General features: G+C 58.7%; 12 protein-coding genes. 5 read left to right on the forward strand and 7 right to left on the reverse strand.

The features are described from left to right. Positions 1 to 230: 230 nt before the first annotated feature. Positions 231 to 380: a hypothetical protein gene (locus NDO75_RS20465; RefSeq protein WP_310908460.1), complete on the reverse strand. Its 150-nt coding sequence runs from the start codon at positions 378 to 380 to the stop codon at positions 231 to 233. Between the two features lie 531 nt (positions 381 to 911). Here NDO75_RS20465 and NDO75_RS20470 point away from each other — a divergent pair. Both NDO75_RS20470 and fdhF read left to right on the forward strand, forming a co-directional pair. Next, positions 912 to 2435, forward strand: a complete 1524-nt coding sequence (locus tag NDO75_RS20470; RefSeq protein ID WP_345784914.1) for an NADH-ubiquinone oxidoreductase-F iron-sulfur binding region domain-containing protein — start codon at positions 912 to 914, stop codon at positions 2433 to 2435. Continuing rightward, the gene (fdhF, locus tag NDO75_RS20475; RefSeq protein WP_310908461.1) at positions 2432 to 5761 is read left to right on the forward strand and encodes a formate dehydrogenase subunit alpha; all 3330 of its coding nucleotides are present in this window, start codon (positions 2432 to 2434) and stop codon (positions 5759 to 5761) included. Before NDO75_RS20470 ends, fdhF begins: the two co-directional genes overlap by 4 nt. A gap of 174 nt (positions 5762 to 5935) precedes the next feature. Here the strand turns inward: fdhF and NDO75_RS20480 are convergent, their stop codons facing one another. The 5 genes from NDO75_RS20480 to NDO75_RS20500 form a co-directional block, all read right to left on the reverse strand. Further along, positions 5936 to 7753, reverse strand: coding sequence for an aldehyde ferredoxin oxidoreductase C-terminal domain-containing protein (locus NDO75_RS20480; protein WP_310908462.1), 1818 nt, complete (start codon positions 7751 to 7753; stop codon positions 5936 to 5938). Positions 7754 to 8467: 714 nt separating this feature from the next. Continuing rightward, on the reverse strand, positions 8468 to 10015 hold the full coding sequence (locus NDO75_RS20485) for a sodium:solute symporter family protein (RefSeq protein WP_310908463.1): 1548 nt from the start codon (positions 10013 to 10015) through the stop codon (positions 8468 to 8470). Further along, positions 10008 to 10322: a hypothetical protein gene (locus NDO75_RS20490; RefSeq protein ID WP_310908464.1), complete on the reverse strand. Its 315-nt coding sequence runs from the start codon at positions 10320 to 10322 to the stop codon at positions 10008 to 10010. The genes NDO75_RS20485 and NDO75_RS20490 overlap by 8 nt, the downstream gene beginning before the upstream one ends. Before the next feature lie 475 nt (positions 10323 to 10797). After that, the gene (gene hcaB, locus NDO75_RS20495; RefSeq protein WP_310908465.1) at positions 10798 to 11625 is read right to left on the reverse strand and encodes a 3-(cis-5,6-dihydroxycyclohexa-1,3-dien-1-yl)propanoate dehydrogenase; all 828 of its coding nucleotides are present in this window, start codon (positions 11623 to 11625) and stop codon (positions 10798 to 10800) included. A gap of 69 nt (positions 11626 to 11694) precedes the next feature. Then, positions 11695 to 12126: a VOC family protein gene (locus NDO75_RS20500; protein ID WP_310908466.1), complete on the reverse strand. Its 432-nt coding sequence runs from the start codon at positions 12124 to 12126 to the stop codon at positions 11695 to 11697. A 150-nt stretch (positions 12127 to 12276) separates the two neighbouring features. Here NDO75_RS20500 and NDO75_RS20505 point away from each other — a divergent pair, with 150 nt between their 5' ends. The 3 genes from NDO75_RS20505 to NDO75_RS20515 are packed head-to-tail and all read left to right on the forward strand — an operon-like array spanning position 12277 to position 14646. Then, entirely contained in the window at positions 12277 to 13644 is a 1368-nt protein-coding gene (locus NDO75_RS20505) for a Rieske 2Fe-2S domain-containing protein (protein WP_310908467.1), read from the forward strand. A gap of 1 nt (position 13645) precedes the next feature. After that, the gene (locus NDO75_RS20510; protein WP_310908468.1) at positions 13646 to 14194 is read left to right on the forward strand and encodes an aromatic-ring-hydroxylating dioxygenase subunit beta; all 549 of its coding nucleotides are present in this window, start codon (positions 13646 to 13648) and stop codon (positions 14192 to 14194) included. Further along, positions 14194 to 14646 (forward strand): hypothetical protein, encoded by a 453-nt coding sequence (locus NDO75_RS20515; RefSeq protein ID WP_310908469.1) that lies wholly within the window; start codon positions 14194 to 14196, stop codon positions 14644 to 14646. The genes NDO75_RS20510 and NDO75_RS20515 overlap by 1 nt, the downstream gene beginning before the upstream one ends. Before the next feature lie 49 nt (positions 14647 to 14695). Here NDO75_RS20515 and NDO75_RS20520 read toward each other — a convergent pair whose 3' ends face one another. Further along, the gene (locus NDO75_RS20520; RefSeq protein WP_310908470.1) at positions 14696 to 15577 is read right to left on the reverse strand and encodes an alpha/beta fold hydrolase; all 882 of its coding nucleotides are present in this window, start codon (positions 15575 to 15577) and stop codon (positions 14696 to 14698) included. Between the last annotated feature and the right edge of the window lie 32 nt (positions 15578 to 15609).

Below are 15609 nucleotides of genomic sequence, written 5' to 3' on the forward strand. Positions count from 1 at the left end.
AGAATTTTGAAGGCTTGAAATTATTTAACCCCAAATATCTTATGAACGGAAAATCCAGCAGTGCTGCGGATGACACTTGAGTTAGGCCTCGGTCTGACTCCTGGCTCTGCTACTGGGCTTATCAGATCAGTCTTGAACGCTCCGGTAACGTGACCCAGTGAGACCGATATTGGGGATCAAGAGCCCTGTCGCCGGAGTATAGCCTGTAAAGGTTCTTCAGTACGCTGCAGTTATTCTTTACTATCAACCTCCAGAACAGCGATCTCAACAGTCTTATTTGCGTACTCGCTACCGAGATAAATTCGGCCACGATTGTCGGTTGGCTGTTTGAGGATATCGTCGGGGTCGACCTTGACGTCCATATGGTACTCCTTTCCCATACTGATATAAAAAATATGGGTACTGATCTAGGTGTTGCCCATAGAACTCCTCTCCCTCAACAAAGTCTGCCACCTCGATTCCGTGATCCCTCACGCCTAGCGGGCGATCTCGCTTGCCAGGCGATTGGGTTACGTCGATTGTCAGAAAAGGTTTTAGTGATTGTCGATCATTGCTCTTCACATGGAGTACATTTGCCCCGAGTGTCGAGAGACCGTTGAGCCACAACAGTATCCATCCAGATGTCCTCACTGTGGTTTCACTCCGAACGGAGGCGCTGATTGAGTACTAATAGACGGTAGTCAGTTATTCCACCCCACTAATATTAGAACAAGATAGTAAACCCGTGTAGTGAGTGTATTAGGTCCTCTTGCCCCTTCCACCGTTCAAATAAACCTGGGTTAGATGAAATTCGGTGAGGGGATCTCGACAGTCCCCCTGAGTGGTAGGTACCGAGTGCAGCACAGGTCGACATACGTTGCACTGTGACATTCGAGTGGTTTTTAGTACCGGGCACTGAATTACGGATATCGATGACGGATGCATCAGGAGCGGTTCGTCGTTCGCCGATCATTCGCGTTTCGGCGGATATCGGAGCAAACCGTGGTAATCGCGTTTGCGCTGCCGCCCGCGACGCTGTAGGCTCCGTTCCGGTCGTCCGAACGGGCCCAACTGGGATCGGTGAGCACGAACCGTTGCTCCTAGCGACCGACGGCGGACGGACAGCGTTCTTCAATTCGCCATCCCTGTCGGCGGCTCGCGAAGTTGCGACCGAACTAAATTCGAGCGGACTACCAATTGCCTGCGCCGATGCGGTCGTTGAACACGATCCAGACGTCCTGTCGCTCCCGATTCCAGACAGTGGACCGCTGTCGGTCGGTCATCGCCGCCTCCTCGGGCCGTGTGGATGGATTGACCCACTCAACCCGGGCGATTACGACCTCCGTTCAAAAGAACAGAACGTTGACGCAGTTGCGGACGCAGGGATACTCGGCCGCGGTAGGGGAGACGCGCACGTGGACGAACCGGTCGTCAAGGCGTGGGAACTGGCCCGCGAGACGGACGGCAAGCCCGTCGTCGTTGTCAACGCGAACGAGTCCGACGACCGACAGCAGGCCGATCGAACGCTGCTAGCCGCCGCACCGATTGCGGTCCTCGACGGCGTTGCGGCGGTTGCGGCGGTTGTCGGTGCCGAAGACGCGGTACTCTATCTGAACGAGCGTGAAACGGCGCTCCAGCGCCATGTACAGCAGGCCGTAAACGCGGCTGCGGACGAACTCCCAGTTATTCCCGATATCGTCGCTGGTCCCGACGAGTACCGCGCTGGCGCACCGACGACCGCGCTCGAGGCGATGGAGGGAGCGGATCGGCTCGAGCCGCGCCGGCAGCCGCCGACGCCGGCCGAGTACGGCCTCTACGGTCGACCGACAGTCGTGCATACGCCGCGGACGTTCGCGCAGGTACAGCGAGCGCTTCGCGAACCGACGTCGTTCGACGTGGACGCCTCGGATCCGGGGACGCGGCTCGTGACCGTCACCGGCGACGTCGACGAGCCGGCGACCATCGAATTAGAGTCAAAAACGACACTCGCGGCGACTCAGGACGCCGTTTCGATGAACGGTCCGTTCAAGATGGCCTGCATCGGCGGGGTTTTCGGCGGGATAACCGCCGATCTGGACGTTGCTCCCACCGCCCAGTCGCTTTCAGCCGCGGGTCTCGGGACCGACGGTGTCGTCGAACTATTGAGCGACGACCGCTGTGTGGTCGCGATCGCTGGTGAGCGGGCACGATTCGCCGCCGAAGAAAACAGCGGTCGCTGCGTACCGGGCCGCGAGGGAACGAAACAACTCACGGAATTGCTCCGCGAAATCTACCGCGGGTCGTTCCGGAGCGCCGACATCCGCGAATTAGGACGAGTGATGGAGCGTTCGAGTAACTGCCAGATCGGGGCCCATGCACCGCGGCCCGTTCTAACAGCCATCGACGAGTTCGGATCCGAGTTTCGGGGTCACGCCGACGGGCGGTGCCCGAGTGGGACGTGTACTGAGAAACTATGAGTACGGACAAGCCACTGCCACGAGTACCGGAGGTCGACGACCAGCGAGAACAGACACCGGTGACGGCAACGTTCAAGACCGGCACTGCGAACGATCCACCCGCTGGTTCCGGCGGCGAGGAACCAACGACCCTCTCGATCAACGGACAGTCGGTGACCGTTCCGCCTGGGTCGACCGTCATCGACGCGATACAAGCCGTCGACGACGAGACGGTGTCCGTCAGCCCGGGCGCAGACGGCCTCGAGGACGACGCCGACGTTCCCGCTCTGTGTTACTACGATCGGGAAGGCGACGCGAGCGACGAGATCGGGCCGCGAAGCGAGTGTCGGACCTGTATGGTCGAGACTGACGAACACGGCCTTGTTCCCTCCTGCTCGTTTCCCGCCGAGGACGGGCTGACGGTCAGGACCGATACTCCCGACGCCGAGGAGAGCCGAAGTGTCAACCTCGATCTCGTCCTGTCGAACCACAACCTCCGCTGTACGACCTGTAACGGAAACGGCCGATGCGAACTGCAAGACGCCGCGATCAGCGAGGACGTCGACCATCCGCGCTACGGCGTGTTCGCGGACCGAGACGAGTACGAACCGCTCGACGACACCTCGTCGTTCATCCAGATCGACCGCAACAAGTGCATCCTCTGTAACCGGTGTGTCGAGGGCTGCAACGACGTGCAAGTCGAAGGCGTACTCCGCATCGAGGGCCACGGTGAGGACACGCGGATCGGGTTCCAGTCAGACGCCGAGACGATGGCCGAGTCCGAGTGTGTTTCCTGCGGTCACTGCGCCACCGTCTGTCCGACTGGTGCGCTCACCGAGAAGGGCATCGGCGGTGCCGCGACGCTGCCGCTTCCCGGGTTCACCCAGCGCAATTCCATCGGGGACGTCATCGACACCGACGATGTCGAGACGCTCGACGACACAACCGCTCCCAATCGATCGCCCATACCAGGCGAGACCGGAACTGGTGGTTTGGCTGGAGCGTCCGGTGACGACGAAACTGGGCTTGCCCGCTTCATGCAAGGCGCTAAAACGCGCGCAACGGAACTAGCCGGCGAGTACGGCCGCAAAGCGATGATGGCCGGCGAACACACCGCCGAGAGCGTCGCAATGAATACGCTGCCAGAGGGACGGCTCTTCGACATCGCCGATTTCGTCAGCGACGTTCGCCTTGACCGCATCGAGACCGCGGAGACGACATGTGGGTTCTGTGCAGTCGGCTGTCGCTTCGAGATGTGGGGCAAAGACGGCAACGCGATCGGTGTTGAGCCGGTCGACGACCCGTCTGCAGCACCCGCTAATAACTTCTCGACCTGCGTGAAAGGGAAGTTCGGCCACGAATTCGCGAACAGCGACCGGCGACTCACCGATCCGCTCGTCCGGACTGAGTCCGGCGAGTTCAAGCCGGTCTCATGGGACGACGCGCTTACGCACGTCGCTGAAAACCTCCGCGACATTCAGGACGAGCACGGCGTCGATGCCGTCAGCTGTCTCGCATCGTCGAAGGGTACCAACGAAGAAGCCTATCTCGTCCAGAAGTTCGCCCGGCAGGTTCTGGGAACGAAGAATATCGACAACTGCGCCCGTCTGTGTCACTCCTCGACGGTGGCGGCCCTCCAGCAGACGCTGGGCTACGGCGCGATGACCAACCGCATCAACGAAGACGTCGGCGAGGCCGATGCCTATCTCATCACTGGATCAAACACGACCGAGTCCCATCCGGTGTTGGCGACACGCATCAAGCAGAACGTCCGTGACGGAGCCGATCTAGTAGTGTTTGATCCGCGGAAAGTCGGCATCGCCGAACACGCCGATCAGTACACCCGGACCAAGCCGGGCTACGACGTGGCCTGGATTAACGGGCTGATCCGGTATATCATCGAACACGGCCTCCACGACGAGAGTTTCATCGAACGAAATACGACGGGCTTCGACGACCTCCGCGAGAAGGTCCAACCGTACACACCCGAACGCGTTGAGGAGGTCGCCGGCGTTCCCGCCGAGGAACTCGAGGCGGCCGCTGAGACGCTCGCCGAGGCCGATACCGTCGTCTTCGGATGGGCGATGGGCATGACGCAGTCGAGCCACGGCACGCAGAACATCCTGGCACTCGCGAACCTCGCGCTCACGCTCGGGCAGCTCGGGAAACCGGGGGCCGGTCTCTCTCCGTTCCGTGGCCAGAACAATGTGCAGGGCGGCGGTGGTGATATGGGGACGCTCCCCGGGAGCCTGCCCGGCTACCAGGACCCATCCGACGACGAGATCGGGAAGAAGTTTGCGGACGTCTGGGGAGACCGTCCACCGGTCGAACCCGGTCTCAAGGTCCCAGAGATGTTCGCTGAAGCGCACGATGGTAACCTGCGTGGCATGTATATCGTCGGCGAAAACCCTGCTCTCTCCGAGCCGAACGTCGAACACGCCGGTGAGGCCCTGGAGGCACTGGACTTCCTCGTCGTCCAGGACATCTTCATGACCGAGACGGCGGAACACGCTGACGTGATCCTCCCCGCGGCGACGTCACCGGAGAAACACGGGACATTCACGAACACGGAGCGCCGTATCCAGCGCGTCCGCCCGACAACCGAGCCACCTGGAAACGCACGTCAGGACTGGGAAATCACCCAGGAGCTGGCGAATCGCCTGGGGTATAGCTGGGACTACGACCATCCCCAGGAGATCATGGATGAGATCAGCCATCTCGTGCCGCTCTATGGTGGCGTCAGCTACGATCGCCTCGAAGAGACCCCCGAGCACGGGCTCCAGTGGCCGGTGCCAGACGAAGACCACCCCGGAACGCCGTATCTGTACGACTACGAGGAGGGCAACTTCAATTTTGACGACGGGCTCGCCCGCTTCGTCCCGGCAGACAGCGGGCAACCCGGGGAAATTTCCGACGAAGACTACCCGCTGACGCTCACCTCCGGTCGCGTCCTCTATCACTGGCACACCGGACAGCTCACCCGCCGTGTCGAGGGACTCATGAGCCACGTGGGCGAGAGCTTCGTCGAACTCCACCCTGAACTGGCCGCACAGGTCGGCATCGACGACGAGGACTACGTTCGCGTCGAGTCCCGGCGCGGCGAGATCGTCGTCAAAGCACAGGTGACCGACCGCGTCGACGCGGGGACGTTGTTCATCCCGATGCACTTCGCCGCCGGAGCGGTCAACAAACTCACACAGGAAACGTTCGATCCGACATCTGGAATTCCAGAGTACAAGGTCTCAAGCGTCCGTGTCGAACCGCTCGGCCCGGAAACTGATGCGGACGTGCTGCAAACGGCTGATGTCGGGGCAGGCACTGCCGAGACTACTGGCACCGACGATTGAGGCGTCTCGCTATCGAAGTCAGCGATCGAGTATCCCTCTGGCGACCGGACGTGATAGCTACCTCGATAGCGGTTGAAAATGGTGAATTCTATGAGAGACGCTGGCGAATACTCTCATGGAACGACCAGACGAAGTAGAGTTCCGGTGACCTACGAGCGAGCGACAGCGGCAACCTCACTCGGTATCGCCTCGACCGAGAGACGCCTCTTGCGTCCAGTCCGCAGGCGGAGTATCGAGTGGCGTCTCGCTGTCGACGACATCGGTTAGTCCGAGTCGCTCGAGCGTCGCGGGGAGCGGTCGTCCGTTCGGTCCCCAGCCCCTGGCCGCATAGTACCGGTCGATCGCCCGCTCGAAGTCGTCCTGATCGATCGCACTGGCTTCGTTTTGAGCGCTTGGAAGCGGGTCGCGAAAGACCGCCGGGAGACTATCGTCGTCTCTATCGAACCCTTCCCGAGCGTTGAACAGTCGGACGAGCGTCCAGACCCGTTCGCCGAGTCGGTAGAGGTCACTCGCATCGTATTCGCGGCCGAGCGCGGCCAGCCATTCGGCGCCCAGATCGTCGAAAACGTCTCCGAGGAAGTCATCCGTTGGAAGGCTCCAGAGCACTGAACGGACGTTCTGTGCGGTGATGACGGCCTGGACTTGCGTCTCGAGCGTCCACTCCCCGTCGAAGACTTCTCGCTCGAACGGACGGGCTCGACGGTGGCATCCCCCTCGGTCGCTTGTCGCGTACGCCAGTGCCATGCTTCCCGCCCGCCGAGGATCGTACGACGGAACGGCCATCGACTTCACGGTGGGAATGAACGCCTCGCCACCATACCGGTCGGCGGCGATGGAGACGCCGTCGGCCAGCGCGTCCGCGACCGGCCCTGCTCGCGTCGCGATCCGCTCGATCAGTGCCGCGGCTCCACTGGCGTCGCCGAACGAGACCTCGAGGTCAACGTACCCCGCGTCAGCGGCGCGGATCGCCCACGCGACGGCATTCCCAGCGTCAATGACGTCAATCCCGAGACGATCGCAGACGGCACCGAGCGTCGCGACGTCGTCGAAGTCGTCGATTCCGAGCCCGGCCCCCAGCGTCATCGCGGTTGCACCGCGCGGAACGGTGTCCCCCTCGTCGGTTTCGATGCGGAACCCACCCGGGTAATCGGCGTCGGGATACTCCCGGTCGACGGCAGACGATTTGACGGCTTCGACGCCGATCGCCTCGCTCTCGTCGAAGGTCGTTTTCTGCCAGCCTCGAGTCGCGAGCAGCCCCGTCTCGTCAGCGAAATCGAGGCTCTCGATCGTTGCACCCGCGTGTAACCAACGGCCGGTCTCGTGATTCTGGTAGTCATCGGCGTACTCCCGATGCAGCCTCATGAGTTCGCCTGTCGGTTGAACCGGATCGCCGCGGACGACGATCACTTTCAGGTTCTTTGCGCCCATGACGGCACCCGCGCCGCCGCGACCTGCGTGGTGATCACCGCCGTCGGATGCGATTGACGCGTATCGGACCATCGATTCGCCGGCCGGACCGATACATGCGGTCGCGGCGTCGGGAAACGCGTCCGCGACGGCCTCGGTATCAACACCGGAAAGTTCGTTGGCGGAGCTGAGTTCGACCCCGTCGCCGCCGATCTGAAGCGCGACTGGTGAGTCTGCACGACCTGTCACGAGAAGGCCGAGACAGTTGGGAAGGGCGCCTGCGAGGCGAGCGGGAAACCGCCCGCCAGCATACGAATCGAGGAATCCGCCGGTGAGCGGTGATTTCGTAACCGCCGCATACCTCGTTTCGCCAGGGAGATAGCCAGAGCACGGACCGAGCAAGACACCGAGGACGTTGTTCGGCCCCAACGGATCTACGTCCGCCTCGAGTTCCGCGTACAGATACCGGGCACCGAGCCCTTTCCCGCCAAGGAACCGTCGTCGCCATCGCTCCGGGACGCGTTCGCGACGGATCGTCCGCGTCGTGAGGTCGATTCGCACGACGTGGTCGCGTGTCTGTATCATACCCACCAATGCGAGCGCTTTTGATAAACCCCTTCTGAATCCTTGTAGATCTGGCCCGCCAACTTGGTTGTGGTCTATCGGTGAACACTCTAATAACCGGCCTGCGGCCGGTGGTTATCTAGAAAATGGTACTGATTTCGCCGGTGCCGATCGGTTGTATGATGAGCTCACGGTAGTCCCCGTCCCGCCTGACGTTCCGGCAGGCCTCAGTGGGTCGAACAGAAAGGGAATTAGATTCGCGAGTTTCAGAGCATCGAGATGGGACAGAATCGACTCAAAGTCCACTAAGTCCTATTTCTGAATAGGATGGGCGCGTTTAATAATATCTGATTTTAGATATTTGTTGGGACAGATTTATGTGATACACGTTCTATCGTTGAACTGTCGCGTTCCTACTGACGCGACAGACATTGCCAGACATGTCAGCCCTATCGTGGGAGTTCGCTGTAACCCTCCTACGGCTCTGGGCTGTTAGTACTCCTTGCGAGAGACATCACGTATTGAATGAAGAGATTATCACATCACTGCAGTCAATTTATCTATGGGAAACACAAGCGCTATATAAATCATCTTTTAGTTGCCTCCAGGATTATATGATAGACCGTTCCGGTTAGGTTTCAGCATTAGCATCCACTGCCCTTGCTGACGGTCTTGTGGACCTATGTGCACTGAGAGATTTGTTCAGGCCGCTACAACCATAAATACTCCAGATGACTATAATTTCTCGTTGATGAGGCCGTGATACTGTTCCATCTTGCTAAGGGGTTGCGGTGCCGTAAGGTAGCTCACGAGTACGAATAGAGCGGAGTTGATCACTGTCGCAGTCAGAATGCCCGGAACAAGCGGTGTGATGTAGGGATTCGGGATTAACTGCAGTTGGAACAGAGCGAGGAACAGCGTACCGACGGCCGGCGAAATGATCGCTGCCTCCGTAGACGCACGCGGCCAGACGACTGCACCAATCAGCAATGGGAGTAACTGGACCGAAACTGCAACGACGAAGAGCGCAAGTGGGGTAATAAGGCTGGAGTACACAAGTGCGCCGACAACGCCTGCGAGCATCGTTATGATGACTACAGCTCTGTTGAGGACCAGTTCCCGTTCCTCCGAGATGTCTGGACTGATGAACGCTCTCACGAAGTCGCGTGATACAGTAGCCGCCATCACGTGTGCATAGGAGTCGGTCGTGGAAACGATCGCGGCCAACACGCCTACGAGGAATAAGACGGCGAGACCGAACGGCATCACGTCGAACGCGAGGAGCGAAGACACCGTATCGGGATTTGTCCCTTCGGGGAGTACGGTCTTGCCGTAAATTCCGACGAAGCTGGTCCCGAACACGTAAATCAACGTGAGGACACCGACGATCATCGCAGCAATCTTAGCGAAGTTTCGTTCAGCGTCGACCGAATACATACGGATCCACCCCGCTGGTGAAGCCAGTGTGTTCCCTACTGTGAACAGGACTCCGACAATGAGGATGATCTCTGGCGTGAAAAGGCCCGTTATGCCGGGAGCCGTAATGTACCCGCTACGCGTCTCGCCAAGGCTATTGAAGACTGCATCAACGCTCCCAGCATGGCTCACGATGAAAATACCGAACGCGCCGAGGAGAATCGAAATCAAGGCCCCGTTGAACGTGTCCAGATAAGCGATACCACGCATCCCCGTACTGGCGAGATGTAACGTGATGACGAAGGCGAGAACGAGAACGCCTAACTCGAAGGAGACGATCCCGCCGGTCAGAATCTTCAGTATGAGACCGCCAGCAAGTAGTTGGGCGACGATGTACGTCGTGTTGAATGCGACGCTCGAAATGACCGTATAGAGGCGGACCGTATCGCTTTGGTAGTAGTCTCCAAGCAGATCGCCCGGCGTTTGCAGGTCATGTTCTTTTCCGACGACCCACATACGACGGCCTAAGTACCAAACGGCCGGCGCGGTTACTGCGTAGCCGATAAGAATCATCACAATGAACGAAAAGCCGACCGCATATACCGTTCCAGGGAAGCCAGCCATGCCAACACCGCTTAAGACCGTCGCAACGAGGGTAAGCGAGGCGACGATCCAACCGAGTCCACGAGAGGCAACGATATGGTCGGACAAGTTCTCCGAGTACCCTCGCCGCGCGAGATAGGTGATGGCAAGAAACGCAACGACGTAGCTAGCGAGTATACCGAGCGTGAGCGGCAACTTCGTCGAGATCGTCTCTGCGAGCTCCGGCGGAAGAGCCTGCAGCGGGACGAGCAGCCCACTAATCATTTTGGGCCTCCGTATTGTCTCCGAGTTCGGCTACGCTTTCGGACGTAGTGCTTTTAGCGAGCACCACGTAGAGGCCGAGGATCACGAGCCCCGAGATGAGTAATACCACCCACATCAGTACTGGTAACCCAGCGATCAGCTGATCTCGCGTTCCTACGTATTTTACCCCGAGGTACGAGACGATGGTGGTCGCCGTGAAGTATCCGATCATCAACTTCTCCGATGATCGAGCCGATACACCGTATTCGCTCGGAATTTCGTCCGAGTCTGGGCGCTCTGCTGATCGCCACTTTTCGCTCCAAGGCATGGTTTACCAGATCACGGTAATTACATATAAATATACTGGCCGATTTGAAGTCTTAGTTACACACAGCGGCAAAATATTCTCATAGATACCGGTTCAGAGACGAAAGAAATACCGGGGTGCAGAAAGTCACACAGTGAGAAAACGGCTCTAAAGGGCAGAGATGAGTAGTCGATACTGCTGTCTCTGACGGTCACGACGCGTTCATGGGTTTAGTCGCTCATACAAGTCGTCCATCGCTTCAGTCCGCAAATCCTGATAGATAGGGCATATTGCGTTTTGATTCTCAACGAGTTCCCGGACGACTACTTGACGGATTTCGTGTTCACACGCGCCTGATACCGACTCTCGATGCGGACAGTATTGACAGCACTCTGACGGAGAGAGCTCGCGGGGAGGCATATGATACTGTATAGCAGGGAGTCTATTGAATGTGTGGGTGCCAGACGTTTGCCGCAACGAGAACAGCGAATAGATATTACCTGTCGATGTCCTCTGTAACATACTCGACCGCGGACCTGCTTACTTCGGTAATACCGCGGACGGACCGACCGAGGTCAGCGCGAACGATCGTACCCGTCATCGGGCGGGAGTTTTCTCGAGAGGCCAAGAGGACATAGGGACCAGTATAGTCGGCGGCCGATGGTGTGATTTCGAGTGGATGGTTCGTGGGGTCGAACTCTTCGGCCGAAACGACACCGCGGTCACCGCCGAGTGTTTCGGTACCCGAGAGGTCCGTCGGCACGAACCCTGGAGCAACAGCATTGACTCGCACCGACGGTGCGAGTTCGAAGGCGAGTTGTCGCACGAGCCCAGCAACTGCATGTTTGGAGGGGACATAGAGAATACCCCCGCCGTCAGATCCGAAACTCGCCTGTGAGGCAGTAAATACCATTCGTCCATCGGTCTCGAGGAGTTCCGGCAACGCCGCCTTTGCCCCCATCATATAGCCGAGAACATTCACGTTGAATAGTTCGACGAAGCTCTCCTCGAGTTGATCCCCAGACAGTTCCGAGAGGGCGGTGTTCTGGTCGAACACCCCAGCGTTCCCCACAAAGACGTCCAGCTTGCCGAACGCGTCGACCGTCTCAGACACTGCCCGTTCATTGTCGGCTAACTCCGTCACGTCACCGACAATGGTCGTAACACTATCGTCGAATTCTGATTCGAGGGTCTCGAGCCTATCCTCGTCGATATCTAGCACACCGACCGACGCACCCTCATCAACAAACCGTTCAGTTACGGCACGCCCGAGACCCGAACCGCCGCCGGTCACAAGCACGACTTGATCGCTGAGCCAGCCCATAGATTCATCTACTCATTCGACCGGCATTAATAGTTACCGATGACGGTGCATTGGGCTTTGCCGACCGAACTACTCGTCAGCGGGCGGTTCATAGAGTTCGATGTAATTGCCATCAGGATCTCGAGCATAGGCGATCTGGGCTCCGTTACTGACAGTTCGAGGCGAATTCACGAACTCGACTTCAGGTGTGAGATCCTCGTAGCGTCCGTTCACGTCGTCGACCGTAATGCAAAGATGAGTGATTCCGACATCGTGTCCCGAAGCGGTCTCGTGGACGTTCTCGTTCTCGGGAGTATCATAGGCGATCAGTTCAATCTCGAAGTCGCCGGCGTCGAGGAAGACGATTTCGCCCTCGACCCCGTCGATTCCGACGATATCGCTTTGAACGTCGCTCACAGGGAACCGCCTGTCGATCTCGAACCCGAGTTGCTCTCGGTAGAACTCGAGAGCGTCGTCCATGTTCCGGACGTTCAGACCGTAATGAGTCGCGTGTCCGATCATTATCCGGGGTCGACTACAGAAAACGAGTTTAAGATAATTCCGCTTCTACACTGAGCCGCCATCTGCGCTATCGGTGGCTTGCAGTCGCGCGTCGGGTGCGCGGTGGAACAATAATTAAGTGGCTGTAACTCGCTGGAATAGTATGTACACATGTCTCATGACGTAGACCAGTCAACGGACGACACCACGCTGGGACGGACTCAGCGCATACTCGATCAGATGGAAGAAACGCTGACGGAGGGTAAAGTCCCTCTCGAGATCCTTAACGACGAGGACGTCTATCAGCGAGAACTCAGTCAAATCTTCGGACAAACATGGGTATACGTCGGTCACGAATCAGAGATCCCCGAGCCGGGAGACTACCGTCAGCGGACGATCGGAGAAGACCCGTTCATTTTCACACGTGACGAGAACGGGTCGATCCGCGTGCTGTTCAACAGCTGTCGCCATCGCGGTGCAAATGTCTGTCGAGCGGAGAAAGGGAATACGACCCACTTCCGGTGTCCGTATCACGGCTGGACTTACCAGAACACGGGCGATCTCGTCGGCGTCCCACAGAAAGGGGATGGATTTGATCATCTCGATGCCGACGAATACGGTCTCCGCGAGGCCCCCCACGTCGACGATTACAAGGGCCTGGTATTCGCCTGTGTCGCGCCTGATGCGCCACCGCTCGAGGAGTATCTCGGCGGCGCGACGTGGTACCTCGACATGTACTTCGATCTAATCGATATGGAGGTTATCGGTGATCCGCAACGATGGGTCGTCGACGCCGACTGGAAGACACCAACGGAGAATTTCTACGGCGACAACTACCACGTGCCGATGGGCCATAAGTCGGCGATCGACGTCGGAATCGGCAGCGAGACGGCTACCGGCGAGAAAGAGAGCGAACTGTATGGTATCGCTGACTGTGATGGGCATGCGTTCAGCATCTACCAGATCGACTCGGACGACCCGATGTTCTGGGGGCACCCCGAAGAGATCGTCGACACGTTCAACCATGACGCTCTCAAAGACGACCAGTACGAGGTCGCCCGTAAGTCGGGTGTAACGCTCGGAACGATCTTCCCGAACCTTTCGTTTATATTCCTCGGGGGGCGAGACGATCCCAACAAAGACCCCGTCGGGACGTTCTGTCTACGGCAGTGGCAGCCACGCGGCCCCGGTGAGATGGAAGCCTGGAACTGGATTTTAGCGCCCAAGGACGCTCCGGACGAATACAAAGAGCGAGTGTATGAGGTCGGTATGGCGACGTTCAGTGCTGCAGGGAACTTCGAAGCTGACGATATCGGGATCTGGGACGGCATCGACGAAGCGGCTGGCAGCGTATTCGCCGAACAGACCGAAGCCACGACGCTGTTCACGATGGGGAGCGGTGAGAACGCAGCGGCGACCGTCGACAGCGACTGGGCCGGCCCGGGGACTGCCTACGCCGACGGTGGCCTGACCGACGAGAATCAGCTAGACTTCTACCGGACGTGGTACGAGACGATGACGACGGAGGGGGCTCAGTAATATGCAGGACGAACGTACTCAACAACGGGGTGTTCTCCGGCGAGAGTGCGAGGAGTTCCTCTATCATGCGGCGGAACTCCTCGACGACCGTCGACTAAGCGAGTGGCACGACCTCCTCACCGAAGACATCACTTACCGGGTGCCGATCCGCACGACGCGTGAACGGTCCCAGTCGACGGAATTCAGCGACTCGTCCTACCATATGAAAGAAGACTGGGACACGCTCCGAGTTCGGACCGAGCGAATGTCGAACGATTTCGCCTGGTCGGAAGACCCTCCCTCCCGGACCCGCCGACAAGTGTCGAACGTTCGTATAACTGACGTTACAGACGACGAGATCAAACTCAAGAACAACCTCGTGATCATCCGGTCGCGTAAAACCGAGACCGATCCCGACATCCTCTCGATGGAGCGTCATGATACGCTCCGTCGAGACGAAGACGGATACACTTCGGATTGGGCCGAGGAACCGGGATTGAAACTCGCGCGTCGGACCGTTCTGCTCGACCATACGGTCCTCCCGACCGATTCGCTCTCGATCATCCTATGATGCCAGAGACTGAACTCGGAGACTCACTCGAACTCGCAGACGGCGAACGGACAGTCCGGATTCAAAAGCTATGGACGCCTACCGGAGAGCGCCTACTCGTCAACGGTAGCAGCGACGAGATCCGACTAGACGCGCTGGCGCTGGAGAGTTTGACGTGGCAAGACGATTCGTTCTTCAGTAAGCTTACGAACGAACCCCACGCAGTTGGCGAAGACGTGGCGGCCGTATCAGACAAACTAGATCTCAGTAATGAGTACACGGTCATCCGAGTCGAAAAGACCGAGACGACCGCTGGCTCTCGAGTCACAGTCGAATCCCCCAAACTGGGGTACTCATGCCAGCTTAGCCCGGCGGAGTTAGACGTAATCACGCAGAAGCAGATCGAATTTTTCTCCAAACTGCTCGAGACCCCGTACGGTCCTGAGGACGACCACCATCACGGCGGCCACTGACCGAAGCTTCTGTCTTGGCGCTGCGCAAACGGGTAACGGACGTGGTCCGCTACTGCTCGTCGGCGCGACGGATGAAATCGGCGGTGATGTCCGCAACCTTGTCTTCCGCGCCAGTAAAGAAGTGATTGGCTTCGATAGGACGGACATCGACTAGTGAACTCCGGTCGGCGGTGTCGGCGATTTCCCGAGCTTCGTCGGGGGTGACGTTCCTGTCGGTCGCATGTGGAAGCAAGAGCAGCGGTACCTCGATAGTTGGCGTCCAGTCGACAGTGGCGCACTTGCTCTCCGGCGAGCGATAGGAGAGGAACGATTCGGCCGTCATTGGAATATATTCGATCCCATCTTCGACGGGTCGTGGCAGGGCGATAAGTTCGTTTCCTCGATCTTCCTCGACGAGTTCGCGGGCGTCTTCGACGAATTCCTCGTACGCGGCATCGGGGTCGTCCGAAACCGCTTCGAAGTATCCCCGCGTAGACCGCTCGCGGATGTCCGCGAACGGCGCAGCTAACACGACCGCGTCGACATCAGGGTCGTTGCGTTTGCCCTGATAGTATGCGGCCTCGGTCGCACCGAGGCTCCGACCCCAGATGACGATCCTCTCAGCGCCTCGGTCCGTCGCCCAATCGATAGCACCGGCGATGTCGCGGTCTATCTCGGCAAAGTCAGAGGTTTCGTACCCTTTTCCGCTATTACGCTTGTTGATCGAAATACACCGCATCCCCATTCGGGCCAGCGGGTACGCAATGGGCGAGATGCCGGCCCCGAGGGCGAACCCGCGCAGTCCGTGCAGGAAGATGACACAGGTCTCGTCGCCATCGAATGTCGTCGTCTCCCCGGTAATCTCGAACCCGTCCATCGACTGTCCGTCCTCGCTGTCGTAGTTTATCGCTCGAAGCGTTACGTCTTCTGGCGTCGGCTCCATGACCGGCATATATGTGTGCATTCGGACGAGATATATGATAG

Source organism: Natrinema sp. 1APR25-10V2 (genome assembly GCF_031626495.1).
GTDB lineage: Archaea > Halobacteriota > Halobacteria > Halobacteriales > Natrialbaceae > Natrinema.